The organism is Gammaproteobacteria bacterium (genome assembly GCA_015709635.1).
Lineage (GTDB): Bacteria > Pseudomonadota > Gammaproteobacteria > Burkholderiales > Nitrosomonadaceae > Nitrosomonas.
On the sequence record CP054180.1, the window covers coordinates 938,887 to 954,837 of the forward strand.

The following is a 15,951-nucleotide window of genomic DNA, read 5'->3' on the forward strand; positions in this document are numbered from 1 at the left end:
TTTGAGTTCAATGTAATTAGAGTCTTAGTTATATTTTATATATATATGTATATGTCGCTGAATTGATGGTACAGGAGTAATGGATAGTTCATGCAGTTAGCTTTGATCATGACAGGTGATTGCGTATGTTAGCTTTTACTTTATTTTCATTTGCGGCATTTCTCTTAGCGATTTTCTTGGTTGTCGCCATTGCTGTCGTGGCGGCGAGTGCGGTGCGATGGCCCGGTTGGTCATTGAGTTTTCTGATGTTTTTAATGGCAGTTGCGAGTATAGCGACAATAGTTTTTTCTGGACGGATTCTGACTGCTGGAAGTGATGGGTTAACCGTTACATCAGAAGGCGGGCTCGAAGGATACCTGTTAGTCAAAGTGCTACTTGCGGTGATCGTTGGATGTTCTTTCGCCTTAAGCGTGACTTGGTTCTTTTTTTTGCGAGATAAAGTCAAAGAAGCATGTCGATTTAGAAATAAGCAATTTGAACCACCTACTGACATCGTTATTGCATTTATGGCATTCCTCATTGCGGTTAATATTCTTCCGATCTTTTTAGGTAAGCATTATTATTTCCATATCAACCTGATTTATTCATTTTTTGTATATCTTGCAATATTTCTTTGGATTAGATTATCGAAAATCGATCCAGTTACGGTAGCTAAGCTATGTCTTGTTTTTATCGTGTTTTCCAGTCTGATTGCAGCGGCACTTATACCACATCTTGCCCTGCAAATTGGCTATAACGATGGATTGATTCCGGGATTTAATATACGGCTTTGGGGGGTAACATCTCATGCAAACACACTTGGGGCAGCGGCCTGCGTTCTCTTTTTACTCGAAGCCGCTGAACCATCAGCAAGAGTGTGGTTGAGAAGAAGTATTTTGATTGTTACCGGATTGGCATTGATTATGACTCAATCCAAGACTTCTATTTTGGCTGCATTTATAGGACTCGTAATCATTTTTGTTGGGCATATGTTGGCGAAAAGTCGCGATCAATCAGGGTATAGCCGCGAGATTGTAATTGGTTTAGTTGTTATTTTTTCTGCTTTGTTCGCAGTAATCGCAGTTTGGACAATGTTTTATGATTGGGGTATTTCTACTGCACTAAATCGTAACCTAAGCGCGAACGCAGTTTATGGCCTGTCAAGCGCAACTGGTCGGACCGATATATGGGAAGTGGCGATTGCAGCCGGAATGGAAAATCCACTGTTTGGTCAGGGAGGAGATTTTTGGAATCAACAAGTTAGATTGAGATCCGGATTTGGTGGTGCGACAAGTGCTCATAATTTATTTCTTGAGATCTTTAGTCGTTCGGGCTTTGTCGGATTGATAACTTTATTGATATTTTTATTTTTCCTAGTACGTTATTCATTACGAGCATCTAAAAATACAAATGGAGGAAGCATTGCTCTAATGGTGGCGTTTTTTGTGCGAGCGATGTTCGAATCGACTATCGATACTGATACTGTCCTTACAGGTAGTTTTTTTGGAGTCATAGCTTACTTTATCTATGTAATGGATAGAGGAGCAAAGCCGATTAGGAACACAAATAAATCCGAATTTTCAATGCGAGCGCATTTTGATCGGACAGTGCACAGTAAGTGAGTAATGTCTCGGATGGAGCAAAAGAGTGCACTAGCATCGAAAATGTAAAGGATGTTGTCTGTTGCATAGTGTTATTCGATCTCTATTTCTACTTATAAGTGAAATTAAAGATAGATAACTTTCATGAGCGTTCCATCACCGTATTCCAGCTCTGAGTTTAAGCGTAGCACGTTACACTTCCTCGCTGGTAAGGCTGCTTCAGCTCTGCTAAGCCTGATCATTCTACTTTTGTTGGTGCGTCTGTTGCCGACGAAAGAGTATGGTGCTTATGTGGTATTTGTGGCTGGAATGGAAATCACATTGGCTATTACAGCACTGGGTCTACCATGGGTATCAGCACGTTACTTGCCGGAATTTCGATTGTATGCCAACGGAAAAATGTTGATACATTTTGTGTGGCAAATTATTGCCTGGATTAGCCTATTTCTCATTGCAGGTGCATTATTGTTGTTGGCGGCAGTACCATGGTTATTGCCGTCGGAGCTTGCACAATACACAGATGCGGCTAAATTATATTTACTGCTATTGCTTATTGAAGGTTTAGGGCGGTATATTCGAGAAAGCATTCTGGGACCTTTAATGCAGCAAGGCCGGGCGCAAATTAGTCAAGTATTGCGTAATCTAGCCTTCTTGCTGCTAATTGGTATTGAAATATCTCAGGGTGCAGTCCATTTGTATTATGTTGTGTTTGCCGAGTTGGTAGCATCGTTGCTCGGTACTATACTGGCATTGCATGGATTAATTCAGTACTTGCAAATGTATCGCGATTTACAAGGAAAAGATGGTTGGCAGTCACCGAAATGGTCTGAGATGTGGCGTGTTGCGCGTTACATGTATCTCGGTAATCTCATCACTCAGACCTATAATCCGCAAGTGTTTGTTTTTCTCATTCAACGTTATCTTGGCTTGGAGGCCGCAGCTTTATTTGGCTTTTTACGTAACTTATATGTACAAGTTACCAATTATTTGCCGGCTGCGTTGTTGTCGAATTTAATTCGACCTAAGCTGGTGGCTTCTTTTGTGGGTGAAAGGGGAATGACGGAATTAACACGTAATACCAATCTCGTGGGTAAACTGAGCATGTTCGTGCTAATGCCTATATTAATTTTTGTTTGGCTAGCCGGGAGCGAGTTGACAAGCTTGCTTAGTGGCGGCAAATTCGATGAAGCAGATTATTACTTGGCGGGCTTGTTGCTAGCACTAGTACCGTTGAGTCAGCGCCAGTTATTGGAAATCGTGGCAGTAATCAGCGAAAAAAGCCATCTATGTTCCTGGGGAGCGGTTATGGGTGTGCTGGTTCTACCAATGGCTTATTTGCTGCTCGAATCCGGACAGGGTCTGTGGAGTGTCATCATTTTGATTGTTATGAGCCAAATATTATTTAGTGGTACACTTATTATTGTTTTAACTCATACTACTACCTATAGATTTGATTTTGCTGGATTCTTTAAGCTTATTGTAGCAGCTGTGATTGGATTTACTTTTGCACAACGACTCCCATTGTCGATACAGAGTTGGCTGGATTTGTTTCTCATGGCGATTTTTTCTTGTGGCCTTTTTTTGTTGATATCTTATTTCATCAAACCTTTCTATAGAGATGAACGGGAAAGACTGAATCGGTTATTGAATCGTAAGGTTTTCATTTGGTGACACACAATAGAGAAAATGAGGTTCTTTCCGAGGGAGTTACAGAGTCATCCCTGCAAAACACTTAGAGCTTGCATGAACTGCAGGAATCATCAAATTTTAGACGGCATTGATCCCTGAGAATTTATACTATTCGCATCAAAACACTGAGAGAATCAAGAGGAACTGAAATGCCGACCGATGATTTTTTCCGAGCGCGTCTCGATCAGATAATTGATCTGCGTCATCCCCTGGCAGTGCTGTCGAATCGACTGCCGTGGGCTGATATTGAAGCAGCACTTGTCCCTGCTTTTGAGCGTAAAAACCGTCAGGGTGAAGTGTTGGAGATCAACGATCTTTTTGGCACAACATTGGCGATTGCCAGTGGGGAGTGAGCACTGCGGGTCGCCCCCGCTTGCCGATCCGGTTGATGGCATCGTTGCTGTATCTGAAGCATGCGTTCAACCTCAGTGACGAAGAGCTGGTGGTTCGCTGGTCGGAGAATGTGGTGTGGCAGTATTTCAGCGGCGAGGAATATTACACATCGAAGTTGCCGTGTGATGCCACCCAGATTGGCCGTTTCCGCACCGCCATTGGTGAAGCTGGTGTTGAGAAGCTGCTGAAGGCAACGATTGACACTGCGGTGCACACCAAGGCGGTCAAACCGGCTGAATTCAAACGAGTGATTGTTGACACGACAATTCAGGAAAAGGCAATTGCGCATCCGGTGGATAGCCGGTTACTGGAAATTGCTCGCGGCAAGATTGTGCAAGCAGCCAGACGGGCTGGCATCACCTTGAAGCAAACCTACGCCAAAGAAGGCAAGGCGCTGCGCCGAAGGGCAGGCGGCTATGCCCACGCCAGGCAATTGCGGCGTCTGCACAAAACCGTTAAACGCCAACGCACGATCCTTGGTATCGTGCTGCGGGAGATCCAGCGCAAACTGGCAACCGTGACGACGGTCTGTGCCGCATCGCTGCAGCAATTGACCACGCTATTGGAACGGGCAGGACGGATTCATAAGCAGCAACCCAAGGACAACAACAAACTCTATGCATTGCACGCACCGGAAGCCGAATGCATCGGCAAGGGCAAAGCACGCAAACCTTACGAGTTCGGAGTTAAAGCCGGCATTGCTGTTACGCACAAAAGCGGCCTGATAGTCGGTGCCAGAACCTTTCCTGGCAATCCCTACGATGGTCATATTCTCCACCAACAGCTCGAACAAACGCACAGGCTACTCGAAGATACCGGATCAATACCGAAGCAGGTTATTGCCGATCTCGGGTTCCGGGGAGTGGATGCTGACAATCCGGCAGTGGAAATCATCCATCGCGGCAAGTACAAGTCGCTGACGAAACCGCAGCGGCGCTGGCTCAAGCGCCGGCAGGCCGTGGAACCTGCAATCGGGCATCTGAAGTCGGATCACCGAATGAATCGCTGCTGGTTACCAGGTCAGTTGGGGATGCACTGCACGCTGTGTTATGTGCGGCTGGCTACAATCTGCGCTGGCTGATGAGAGCTATACACCATTTGGGCATCAAGAATTCTTTATTGCGACTTGCGCTGCTGCAACTGATCAACACCTTTTACACAAAACGTTCGTTTGTCGGCATGACTGTGTGAATTTTGCAGGGGCGACTATGTAAAGAATCAAGGCAAACCAAAAGAAGAGCTGCGTCAACTTGAGCTTTTCTAATGGTAATTATATACTTAAGAAACACAAAATACAAAAAAATATATAACTAATAACTACTTATCTGATTTCTTTGCTTCTTTCTTTAGCTTTTGTGTTTGTGGCGGCGTTGATAGCATTCGACGAAGAACATCATTAACTAATTTGATGTTTTCATCTTGTTTCTTGTCTGAAGTATTCATAGATTATGATGCCTTGAAAGAGAAATTGTGTCCAGAATATACGTTTAACACCTCGTGCAATTTAACAACACTAACCCCGAAAGCTTGCGCTGCGTCTGGAAGTTTTACTGAAGTTTGTGAATTCGGGCTTGGCACTTTATTTGAAATGATTTGATATTTATAAATGCTGGCATATGCTACAAGCCACGGATCAGCAGTTTTTTCAAGAGCGAATACTTCTAATGCTTTTTTGTTTTATTTTTATCTTTACCATTAACCCAAATCGTATTGGCCCAAACCTGAATTTCTGAGTATCTTCCAAGAATATCCGAGTTATTTGTGTTTTTCACAAAGCTATCGTTATTCTCTTCAATAAAATCACAAAGATAATCTTTTTTATATTTGCATTCATCAGCAACTCTATCGATAGTGAAGAAAACTGAGTTATTGTTGCCAGCAACAATCCATTCCCAGAAAGCCTGACAAAAGCTCGGTGAATAATGAAAATTCTTTGCCATTATTAGTGCATTAGCATCAAATAAATATTTCCTATTAATCATAAAGATATTGATGCAACTGTGGCAGCACTGATGTTTAGAATAATTGCCGCTTCGCTAGGCCCCAACCGATTACTTTTAACTAGGGCCTGTTAACACTACCTAAGTGCTTCGACGATGAGAGCGAAATGGATGAATGAGAGAAAAATGACATCCAGTTTGTCGAATCTGGAGAATATTCGACGGAATCCCTTGAGTCTGCGGAATAATCTTTCGATCTCATTGCGTTTTTTGTACATGGCGCGGTCATATTCCCAGAGCTCCAGCCGATTAGTTTTGGGTGGGACAACCGGGATATAACCGAGCTCCAATGCAAGCTGTCTGGTTTGATCACCCTCATAAGCGCGATCCATCAGCAGATGAGTAGGAGAAGAGACGGGGCCGAGTGCTAACAGGAGTTGTCGTCCTTCCGGTGCGTCATGTGTATGCCCCGGAGATAAGGAAAAGTTATGGCTGTTCTGGTATCTGCGGCAACCAGATGAATTTTAGTGGTCCAGCCACCTCGGGATTTGCCGATGGATTGCGGGCCGTTTTTTTAATGCACCAGTACCATCAGGGTGCACTTTGATGCTGGTGCTATCCATCGAAACGGCTTCAATCTTGATGCGAATGATTTGTTGATGCTGCAGCTGCTCAAAAACTTTTTGAAGCACGCCGCTTTTCGCCCATCGATTCATTCGAGTGTAGATGGTATGCCAATTACCGAAACGCTTGGGTAGTCCGCGCCACTTGCAACCATGCTCGGTAACATACAGAATAGCATTGAGAATTTGTAGATTGGAATGACTGACATTGCCACGCTGGCGCGGCATGCAGTGTTCGATCTGTTGATATTGAGTTTCGGTGATTTCCATCACCGTATTATATCAAATAGTGTTAACAGGCCCTAATTCGATTACGGTATTAGTGATACGACTACTATTTCTTATCGGTAATGTAATCGCAAATGGTACTATGCTTTCCTTTTCTTTGTCTTTACGTTTCTTTTCTCGCCATCGTTTAATCACTTCCGCATAAACTGTTCTATAGTTATCTTGAGAAATTTTTCCGTTTGTCAGGGCAATTCTTGCAATAACTAATTCACTAACTTTGAACGATTTATTTAAAACTGATATTTTTTCTCTAAAATCTGCACTAGTGTTTCCCCATTGATGCATAAAATCCTTGGATGGCACAAGAACTTCTGCTGCAATAGTATTGCATCTTGTTTCATTTATATTTCTGGAGCTTATATCGGCATCAGAAATACCTGATTCGCCAAGCCATATATGGGAAAGTTCATGCGCCAAAGTAAATATGTTGGCGTATTTCGTATCGTCGCCATTTATGAAAATTGCAGGTGCAAATTCATCAGAAATAACGAATCCACGAAATTCTTTGCTATTTAGTCATCCCTGCAAAACACTTAGAGCTTGCATGAACTGCAGGAATCATCAAATTTTAGACGGCATTGATCCCTGAGAATTTATACTATTCGCATCAAAACACTGAGAGAATCAAGAGGAACTGAAATGCCGACCGATGATTTTTTCCGAGCGCGTCTCGATCAGATAATTGATCTGCGTCATCCCCTGGCAGTGCTGTCGAATCGACTGCCGTGGGCTGATATTGAAGCAGCACTTGTCCCTGCTTTTGAGCGTAAAAACCGTCAGGGTGAAGTGTTGGAGATCAACGATCTTTTTGGCACAACATTGGCGATTGCCAGTGGGGGCGTGAGCACTGCGGGTCGCCCCCGCTTGCCGATCCGGTTGATGGCATCGTTGCTGTATCTGAAGCATGCGTTCAACCTCAGTGACGAAGAGCTGGTGGTTCGCTGGCCGGAGAATGTGGTGTGGCAGTATTTCAGCGGCGAGGAATATTACACATCGAAGTTGCCGTGTGATGCCACCCAGATTGGCCGTTTCCGCACCGCCATTGGTGAAGCTGGTGTTGAGAAGCTGCTGAAGGCAACGATTGACACTGCGGTGCACACCAAGGCGGTCAAACCGGCTGAATTCAAACGAGTGATTGTTGACACGACAATTCAGGAAAGGCAATTGCGCATCCGGTGGATAGCCGGTTACTGGAAATTGCTCGCGGCAAGATTGTGCAAGCAGCCAGACGGGCTGGCATCACCTTGAAGCAAACCTACGCCAAAGAAGGCAAGGCGCTGCGCCGAAGGGCAGGCGGCTATGCCCACGCCAGGCAATTGCGGCGTCTGCACAAAACCGTTAAACGCCAACGCACGATCCTTGGTATCGTGCTGCGGGAGATCCAGCGCAAACTGGCAACCGTGACGACGGTCTGTGCCGCATCGCTGCAGCAATTGACCACGCTATTGGAACGGGCAGGACGGATTCATAAGCAGCAACCCAAGGACAACAACAAACTCTATGCATTGCACGCACCGGAAGCCGAATGCATCGGCAAGGGCAAAGCACGCAAACCTTACGAGTTCGGAGTTAAAGCCGGCATTGCTGTTACGCACAAAAGCGGCCTGATAGTCGGTGCCAGAACCTTTCCTGGCAATCCCTACGATGGTCATATTCTCCACCAACAGCTCGAACAAACGCACAGGCTACTCGAAGATACCGGATCAATACCGAAGCAGGTTATTGCCGATCTCGGGTTCCGGGGAGTGGATGCTGACAATCCGGCAGTGGAAATCATCCATCGCGGCAAGTACAAGTCGCTGACGAAACCGCAGCGGCGCTGGCTCAAGCGCCGGCAGGCCGTGGAACCTGCAATCGGGCATCTGAAGTCGGATCACCGAATGGATCGCTGCTGGTTACCAGGTCAGTTGGGTGATGCACTGCACGCTGTGTTATGTGCGGCTGGCTACAATCTGCGCTGGCTGATGAGAGCTATACACCGTTTGGGCATCAAGAATTCTTTATTGCGACTTGCGCTGCTGCAACTGATCAACACCTTTTACACAAAACGTTCGTTTGTCGGCATGACTGTGTGAATTTTGCAGGGGCGACTATATAATTGCCTAACTTATACATTGCGTCCTTTCACGTTCCGGAATATTCAATTTGAGGCTGTAGTAGATTAGCTTAGATGCTAAGCTAGCTGAATGAAGATAAGCTATTGTAGATTATTAAAAGAAAACACAATTAAAGCTGCTGGAATATTTTGTATTGGAAGTTACAGCAAGATCGGCAGCCGATATACTGGACAACACGAATAGTGCAGTCCTGTTTTATCGCAAAATACGCGAAGTAATTGTTTACCATTTGGAACAGGAATCTCACGAAATCTTTGATGGTGTGGTGGAGTTGGATGAAAGCTACTTTGGCGGTATCCGTAAAGGTAAACGAGGTCGAGGTGCTGCAGGTAAGGTTGCGGTGTTTGGCATATTAAAACGTGGTGGCAAGGTCTATACGAAGGTCGTTGGAGATACCAAGACAGAAACGTCGATGCCGCTCATTACTAGAAAAATAGCACCTGACAGCGTAGTTTATACAGATTGTTATCGCAGTTACAATGCGCTTGATGTGAATCATTTTTACCATGAACGGATCAATCATTCCACACTCTTTGCTCAAGGTAAGAATCACATCAATGGCATTGAGAACTTTTGGAATCAGGCTAAACGCGTCTTAAGAAAATACAATGGCATTCCTAAAGAATCATTTCCACTGTTTCTCAAAGAATGCGAATTCAGATTCAATTATGGAACACCTAAACAACAACTAAAAATACTCAAACTTTGGACTCAGATTTAACTTGATCTACTACAGCCCCTTCTATTTTATTTATGAATGCCACTCACTCCCCAGTAAATTTTCTGCAAAACTTGGGCGCGAATTATCGGGATCAAATCTGGTTCTTCTCTCGAAGGCATCGTGAATCCACTCCTGAATAATGAACGGATCGGTATCCCAGAAGTGAATACTGGCGAAGCCGCATCTAGTATTGTCATATAGCCTCGGTGGAATGGTGTGTTCATTGTATTCTAACGTATCATTTTTATGATATGAGGGGGTGATTATCCCTAGTAATCCGGAAATTTGGTTGTTCTGCGTTGTTTCGATACTTGCGTCTATCTCCCAGTCGACCTGTTTTTGTTTCCACGTATTGGAGCCGATAAGAACGACTGTGACAGTCGAATCTTTCAAATATTTCTCTCTTATCAATTGCCGAATGGTTTCTACGGAAAGACCAGGCTCTATGTTTCCAATTTGAGCTGATTTCATAATGACTATATCTTGATTGGCCAAGAGGATTTCTTCGAAATGATTCCGGTATTCCTGATCTTCAATGCAGTGGTTATAGCTTACATAGACTTTATACTTAGGATCGGGAAACATTGTTTTCTCAGGCATATGATTCATGATGGCTCCCAAAAACAATAGAAAGTGGAAAATTACAATTCGATAGATCGCCTCGAATTATTGCAATTTTCCACAGCAGGAGAAGATTAAAGATTTGCCCTTATGGAAAGGAAGGTATTCTGGGTTCGGTACTTTCGATTTCTGCCTGAGGAATATGCTGTTTTATACACTCCTCAATTTCATTAACACGATTAGCCGGAACATCGGCCAATACCAGAAATTTACCCGCTTCTATAGCAGCTTCAAACTCTTTAATTTGTCTGTTTCCAATACTCATCCCTACCATACCGCTCACCCATGCGCCCACACCGGCCCCAACGACTGTACTGGCAAGCAATACACCGCCTGCAATCACTGTTGAAGCAGGCGGAAGCATAATTGCAACCAATCCCGCGAGCAAGCCGGTTGATCCGCCGACTGCGATTCCTTGTTCAATTGCTGGAATGAAATCACTTTTTTGTAAAAGATTGGCTTCTGGAAGGTCTTCTAAGGGTGTGTTGCGTTTGGCAATGATATGGATATGTTTTTCATCGATTTTTGCGTGTAGTAAGTCATTAACAACATTCTTAGTTACAGCAAGATCGGGGGCAAGAAAATAGATGCGTCGCATGATAACCTCCTGAAAGTTTGGTTATTCAATACTTCACTACTTGAGATAAGTGAGTTTTAGTTACTTATCACGTTTGTGATAATAGGAGGGGTTAATTGAAAATACAATAAGCATTTTCCTTAGATTCTTCCGCATTGGTGTGGAGGTGGCAACAGGATCATTTCCGCGCTGGATTTTCGCTTTAAATTAACTGAAACACACGAAGTGTGAGGCGAATTGTTGCCCGTAAAACTTACAAATTGCCCTGAAAGTGGGGCGCGCCTCACTGATTTCATTTTTCTCGACTCATATGAATCTTATTTCGGAAATATCAGAGCAGTGAATGGATTGTGAGAGAATCACACCGCAGTATAAAGTTTCAGCTTAGCACTTGTTGTGCAGTGATTGCCGGTGAGTCCATCAGTGAGGTGATAATCCCGGGGTCTGAGCAATGTTCCGGCCCGGTTTTAAATACGAGATGGCGTGAAGTTTCCAGATTGTTTTACATATTGCTATCGTGATCTCGCAATCCGATGGCGATTTTGGATTCAATCGCTATTTATCCGTCAGAAATAGCATGGCACAGACAAACGAGATCAGCAGCCCGAGCAATACGAAAGCCAATAACGATCCATTGCCAGTCATCATATAGGTTCCATAGAGAATCACGGAAGCTACGAGTGAGCCGAGCATGAGAATTTTTTTCATCATCAATATCCTTTCTGATAATTAATCGAAATTCGCCACAATCTTCTGCATGCGATTCCGTTTTGCAATGATTTGTAGAAATCTTCCGGCTTGATAGTAGTGGCGGTATCGGAAAATGATCCAAGATGAATCATTTTCCTGACAAAAGCTGTATCAAGTTTACTCCGCCGGTTGCGGGAAAGCGAGTATGGAATACCGGAACTTTATGAGACTCCGCGCACCTTTCCAATTTTGAATAAAAACAGCGCAGCGCATGTTGTATTTTAGCTGTTTAAGAAAGCTCCGAGAAACTGCGATGCTCGGTCATGCTGCGTTGAAATCAGGCTCAAGAGCTCGTTTATCATTTGTAAACTGCGTGCCTGGTCGTCGCTCGCTACCTTTCTCAGAGTTTCCTTAAACGGTAGAGTCGTTTTAAGACGATCAGCTAGCTCGGATTGCGGCGTATGAATACACTACCGATCACAACTAAACCGATGAGCAGCATAGCGTAGACTGATGGTTCCGGAACCGGTGTCAACACGCCGAACAATCCATGGCTTTCATCGTCAGGACCGGCGGTGAAATACAGCAAATGGCTGCTTCCAGCCAAACCATCGTTGCCGGGTGATATCGCCCAAAGCCCGTCGATTGCAAGTGGATTACCGTCATTGCCGAGAACCTGTCCTAAAAATGCATGCGTTGCCGGATCAAAGGCGCTGATGTGGCCATCGCCAAAGTTACCGACCAGCAGCGCACCGGCCATTGAGCCGAAGGAAGACGGTGCAATCGCCAAACCCCAAGGCGCATTCAAGCTGCCACCCGTGGCGATGCGGGCAAGGAAATTTCCCTGTTGGTCATATGCATCCACGAGACCTAGCCCTGGTCCGGCAACTTCATCCGGTGAGAGTGGATCTTGCTGAGCATAAGTCACATAAAGCGTACCATCCAAATTCTGGATATTGAACGGCGCATAACCCGATGGCAAGCTAGGATCGGTGAATGTGCCGGTGAGTGCCGGAGACAGTGTGGAGCCCTTGTATACATCGACTGCACCGGTATGGAAGTTGGCTGCGTACAGATAGCTATCACTGCCAATTGTGCTGAAGGCTGCGCCTTTATAAAGCGAAGTAGCGGATGCGACAGCGAGTGTTTCGGCAGTCGAACCTAAAGCAGGGCGCCATCCGGAAACGGTACCGTCTTCACTGACGAACAGAAACCGGTCGCCGTTAAAAGCACTCGTGCCGTTGAAAACCTGGCCCGTGACATTACCGGCACCAGGAATCGTAACAGTTAACGCTAACTTGCTGGTCACTTGAGTCGCCGGGTCAACGCTATATAGAGGAGATGTTCCGGTACCGTTGGCGGATACCCAAAATGGTCCCGTTGGTGCGTAGGATAATCCCCAAGCATTGATCAGGCCGGAATCGGTAATTTGTGCGGCATGAGCGCTTTGGTCGTCAGTGACGAGGTTATCGATATTGAATAACACAGCGTGAGAAGGAAGGGCGAATGTAACTAAAAGTAGACCGGTAACGAGCGCTGCACGATGGAGTCGGATTTTATGCATGATAAAGCTCCTTTATTATTGGCCGGTGCGTTGAGTTGGTGTCAACCGGGCTTATCCGCAACGGCCGGCATTGAATGATTTAATCAATAAAAAAGTAATCCATATCCTTTCTCGAATTAAGACAATTCTCATTTACATTAAAATGAATATCTTGTCAAAGAATACTTTATGTTGCTGATGCTGAAGTCCATCCAGCTTTGTAAACCTGTGCCCGTGATTTTGTTTTCTGAAATCGCCGCGAGTGGTGGCGAGTGGAGATATGGAGGAGGCTATGATCGACTTCTTAGGGCTAGCGATTTGAATGGTGGAAGTTGGTTATTTTTCAGTCTCGTTTGACGTAGTTGCTGTGTTTTTCATTTCGGTTTCTTGTTTCAGCTTCCATTTGATAGTCACGTATGTGCCCAAATACGCACCCAAGAAAGCGGCGGCAATGTAGATTTTGTTTTCAACATAATTCGTGACGGTAAATGCGGTAACCAGAATAATCATCGCGGACCAGAATGCGGCAGGGTGCGCCCTTCTTTCTTCCACATCGATGAAATAGAGCGTCCAGCACACATCGGCAAGCGCCATGGCGGCCATGATCAGTAAAAATGTAACAATTGAAAATTCCATGGAATACCCTTTAAAAAACCCACGCCTTGTTGTGAATTACCAGTGGTACTGCGGGTAGTGATGATGGTAATCGATCGGACTATTGGACTTAGGATGAATATTATTTACAAATCCGGTGACTTTACCTTGATAGCGTGTTTGTCCACGAATCGACAAGCGTCCCTCGATTTGCGTGATTTTCAGGCTGCCGCCCAGTGAGTTGGTCATAATCGGTAAGGTGGTGCCGAAGACTTTTGATGCAACATAGGCGCTTGCTGCGCTTCCGGTTCCGCAACTGAGCGTGACATCCTCAACACCCATTTCAAACGTGCGTACCGAAATACCTTCCGCATCGCGCCAGATAAAATTCACATTGACGCCTTCCGGATGGCCGACGAACTCGCACAGCGATTTTTCTTCGCGCAACGATTTGCCAAATATTCTGGCGTTTTCCAGACTCATTTCCGAACCAATCACCACAACGTGCGGCACACCGGTAAAGACGTAGTGCAGCTGATCGTTGATCTGCCGGTAGTCGCGTGCTTCGCCTAAATTCACTTCGGTCAGATCGTCGATGACGTGCACTTCCTTTTTGCCGTCGCCGGTAATAATCGAAAAATTACCGCTGCGGATGTACATGTCATGCAGATATCGCGTTGCGCAACGCAGACCATTGCCGCACATGGTTTCTTCGGTACCGTCACGATCGAAAATTTTCATCGTCGGCGTTCCTTGCAGCCGATCCACGTCGACAAAAAGAATACCGTCGGTATCGTGCTGCGTTGCCAGTGCGTTTGCAATCAAGGATCGGTTAAATCCCATCAGAGGCGTTTTCATTTCATCGACTACCAGAAAAGAATTACCACATCCATCCATTTTGATCGCTTTTATTCTCATGGTCGTGTACGCCTCGTAGAATGCATCGTTATAAAATAGCAAGCAACCTGACGATTCTTGTCTGCCTAGCTGTAGGGTCTATAGCCCGCCCGTCTGGTGAGATGCGCTTGGGCTACGCCCGGAATAAACTCATCTTGCACGATGCCGGTCAAGGCAAAGCCGTTTTTCAGATAAAACCGCAAGCTTTCGTTGGCATCGGCATCGGTTACGACGTTGAGGATTTTCCCTCCCTGGCGCTCGATTTCGGCAAAAATGCTATCCAGCATCAAAGAGCCGTACCCTTTGCCGCGATGTTGCTTGTCTACGGCGAGCGTCAGCAGATGGTAGGTGTCGACCGTTCTTCTGGCGATCGCATAGCCGGCCGGCTCGCCGCTATCCATCATGCAAACACCGAAATTCTTGCCGTGCGCGATATCTTCCAACTCGTCATAAATAGCCGCTTGATACATCGAACCGATATCCTGTAACGCGATTTTTACCAGACTGGGAAATAATTCCTTTGAGATGGATACGATCATGATGCTTGCTCTGCTGTTTGTTTTCCCAACAGTGAGTATGTCCGGTCACGGTAGGCAATCGTGCCTGCTTGCGCTGCTTTGCCGATAGCAAGATGCGCTACTTCAGCGAGTAATTCCGTTTTTTCCGTGAATTGTTCCGGGCGCGATAGCGAAAGCCGCTGCACAGCGGCATGTACGATCAATGCGATCATGTCGTTGTGCATAATATTAGCGTGCCGGCACATGGTAGTGAGATCCGCTTCGGTGGGATGGAGACCCGGAATCACATTGGCTTCGAGAAAATAAAGCTGACCATCCCGTGTGCGAAAATCGATCCGGTTATAGTCACGCACTTCCAATGCTTCGTGCGCTGCGATGGCGATTTTGGCGTAGTTCTTCGCTTTCTCGCTCCAATCAAGATGTGAAATATAAGGATTCTCGATGTCTTTCACATGCGGATCACGAACGTGTGGTTGTCCGGGAATCTTGGCAAAATCGATTTCCAAGATGGGCAGCACAAAATTTCCGATAAAACCGATCGTATACTCGGCGCCGGGCAGAAATTCTTCGACCAACGCTGGCTGATTGAATTGCGCATAAATCGCATCCACCGCTTCATTCAGCTCGGCAATCGAGTTTACTTTGCTTTTTTGGCTGATACCGATACTGGTGCCTTCACTATACGGCTTGACCATCAAAGGGAAGGATAAGTTACCAAGCCGGTCGCCGGGCGCCATGAGCTGGAATTGCGCGGTTGGTACGCCATCATAGGCGACGATCTTTTTGGCCGTTGCTTTATCCATTTTATTGATGAAAGTCTTAGGGCTGCTGCCGGTATATGGAATATGCAAGTGTTCGCAAAAGAAAGGGACAATGGCTTCGCGTAATTCTTTTTCATCGAGACCTTCGCTGTTATTGAACACCAAATCGATCTGATGCTTGCGTTTTTGCAGTTGCGAATAAATGTCAGGTCCCACATCGATCAATTCCACATTTGCACCGATGCGTTCCAGCGCCGCTGTTACTGCTGCGATCGTATCCGGACCTTCGAATTCGCCATAGCGCTCATCCTCCATCCATGGCTTTCTGACATTGCAAGTATAGGCAATATTAAGTTTTCTCATAGCAAGCGGGCAGCTAGCACATTAAATTTTATTCTT

General features: G+C 45.5%; 13 protein-coding genes and 4 pseudogenes. 5 read left to right on the forward strand and 12 right to left on the reverse strand.

The features are described from left to right. Positions 1-125 precede the first annotated feature (125 nt). The 3 genes and pseudogenes from HRU78_04105 to HRU78_04115 all read left to right on the forward strand — a co-directional run bounded on the left by HRU78_04105 (position 126) and on the right by HRU78_04115 (position 4,790). Complete coding sequence (locus tag HRU78_04105) at positions 126-1,601, forward strand: O-antigen ligase family protein (protein ID QOJ22934.1); 1,476 nt, start codon at positions 126-128, stop codon at positions 1,599-1,601. Positions 1,602-1,724: 123 nt separating this feature from the next. Further along, complete coding sequence (locus HRU78_04110; protein ID QOJ22935.1) at positions 1,725-3,251, forward strand: oligosaccharide flippase family protein; 1,527 nt, start codon at positions 1,725-1,727, stop codon at positions 3,249-3,251. A 167-nt stretch (positions 3,252-3,418) separates the two neighbouring features. Next, positions 3,419-4,790 (forward strand): annotated as a pseudogene (locus HRU78_04115) (IS5 family transposase). A gap of 318 nt (positions 4,791-5,108) precedes the next feature. Here the strand turns inward: HRU78_04115 and HRU78_04120 are convergent. The 4 genes and pseudogenes from HRU78_04120 to HRU78_04135 all read right to left on the reverse strand — a co-directional run bounded on the left by HRU78_04120 (position 5,109) and on the right by HRU78_04135 (position 6,999). Then, positions 5,109-5,321 (reverse strand): annotated as a pseudogene (locus tag HRU78_04120) (DUF4411 family protein). A 2-nt stretch (positions 5,322-5,323) separates the two neighbouring features. Beyond that, the gene (locus HRU78_04125) at positions 5,324-5,602 is read right to left on the reverse strand and encodes a DUF4411 family protein (GenBank protein QOJ22936.1); all 279 of its coding nucleotides are present in this window, start codon (positions 5,600-5,602) and stop codon (positions 5,324-5,326) included. Between the two features lie 137 nt (positions 5,603-5,739). Next, positions 5,740-6,495: pseudogene (locus tag HRU78_04130) on the reverse strand (IS5 family transposase). Between the two features lie 12 nt (positions 6,496-6,507). Then, complete coding sequence (locus tag HRU78_04135) at positions 6,508-6,999, reverse strand: ImmA/IrrE family metallo-endopeptidase (protein QOJ24908.1); 492 nt, start codon at positions 6,997-6,999, stop codon at positions 6,508-6,510. 153 nt (positions 7,000-7,152) lie between these two features. Between HRU78_04135 and HRU78_04140 the strand changes: the two are divergent. Both HRU78_04140 and HRU78_04145 read left to right on the forward strand, forming a co-directional pair. Next, positions 7,153-8,588 (forward strand): annotated as a pseudogene (locus tag HRU78_04140) (IS5 family transposase). A 157-nt stretch (positions 8,589-8,745) separates the two neighbouring features. Then, positions 8,746-9,351 (forward strand): IS1595 family transposase, encoded by a 606-nt coding sequence (locus HRU78_04145; GenBank protein QOJ24909.1) that lies wholly within the window; start codon positions 8,746-8,748, stop codon positions 9,349-9,351. A 30-nt stretch (positions 9,352-9,381) separates the two neighbouring features. Here HRU78_04145 and HRU78_04150 read toward each other — a convergent pair whose 3' ends face one another. The 8 genes from HRU78_04150 to HRU78_04185 form a co-directional block, all read right to left on the reverse strand. Further along, entirely contained in the window at positions 9,382-9,960 is a 579-nt protein-coding gene (locus HRU78_04150; GenBank protein ID QOJ22937.1) for a TIR domain-containing protein, read from the reverse strand. Positions 9,961-10,060: 100 nt separating this feature from the next. Continuing rightward, positions 10,061-10,570, reverse strand: a complete 510-nt coding sequence (locus tag HRU78_04155; protein ID QOJ22938.1) for a DUF1269 domain-containing protein — start codon at positions 10,568-10,570, stop codon at positions 10,061-10,063. Positions 10,571-11,104: 534 nt separating this feature from the next. After that, positions 11,105-11,260, reverse strand: a complete 156-nt coding sequence (locus HRU78_04160) for a hypothetical protein (GenBank protein ID QOJ22939.1) — start codon at positions 11,258-11,260, stop codon at positions 11,105-11,107. 421 nt (positions 11,261-11,681) lie between these two features. Further along, the gene (locus tag HRU78_04165; protein ID QOJ22940.1) at positions 11,682-12,803 is read right to left on the reverse strand and encodes a TIGR03118 family protein; all 1,122 of its coding nucleotides are present in this window, start codon (positions 12,801-12,803) and stop codon (positions 11,682-11,684) included. A 315-nt stretch (positions 12,804-13,118) separates the two neighbouring features. Continuing rightward, entirely contained in the window at positions 13,119-13,418 is a 300-nt protein-coding gene (locus tag HRU78_04170; GenBank protein ID QOJ22941.1) for a hypothetical protein, read from the reverse strand. A gap of 36 nt (positions 13,419-13,454) precedes the next feature. Continuing rightward, positions 13,455-14,294, reverse strand: coding sequence for a diaminopimelate epimerase (dapF, locus tag HRU78_04175; protein ID QOJ22942.1), 840 nt, complete (start codon positions 14,292-14,294; stop codon positions 13,455-13,457). A 65-nt stretch (positions 14,295-14,359) separates the two neighbouring features. Then, the gene (locus HRU78_04180) at positions 14,360-14,812 is read right to left on the reverse strand and encodes a GNAT family N-acetyltransferase (GenBank protein QOJ22943.1); all 453 of its coding nucleotides are present in this window, start codon (positions 14,810-14,812) and stop codon (positions 14,360-14,362) included. Further along, positions 14,809-15,915 carry a hypothetical protein gene (locus HRU78_04185; GenBank protein QOJ22944.1) on the reverse strand — a complete coding sequence of 369 codons (1,107 nt, stop codon included), beginning with the start codon at positions 15,913-15,915 and terminating at the stop codon, positions 14,809-14,811. The genes HRU78_04180 and HRU78_04185 overlap by 4 nt, the downstream gene beginning before the upstream one ends. Positions 15,916-15,951 lie beyond the last annotated feature (36 nt).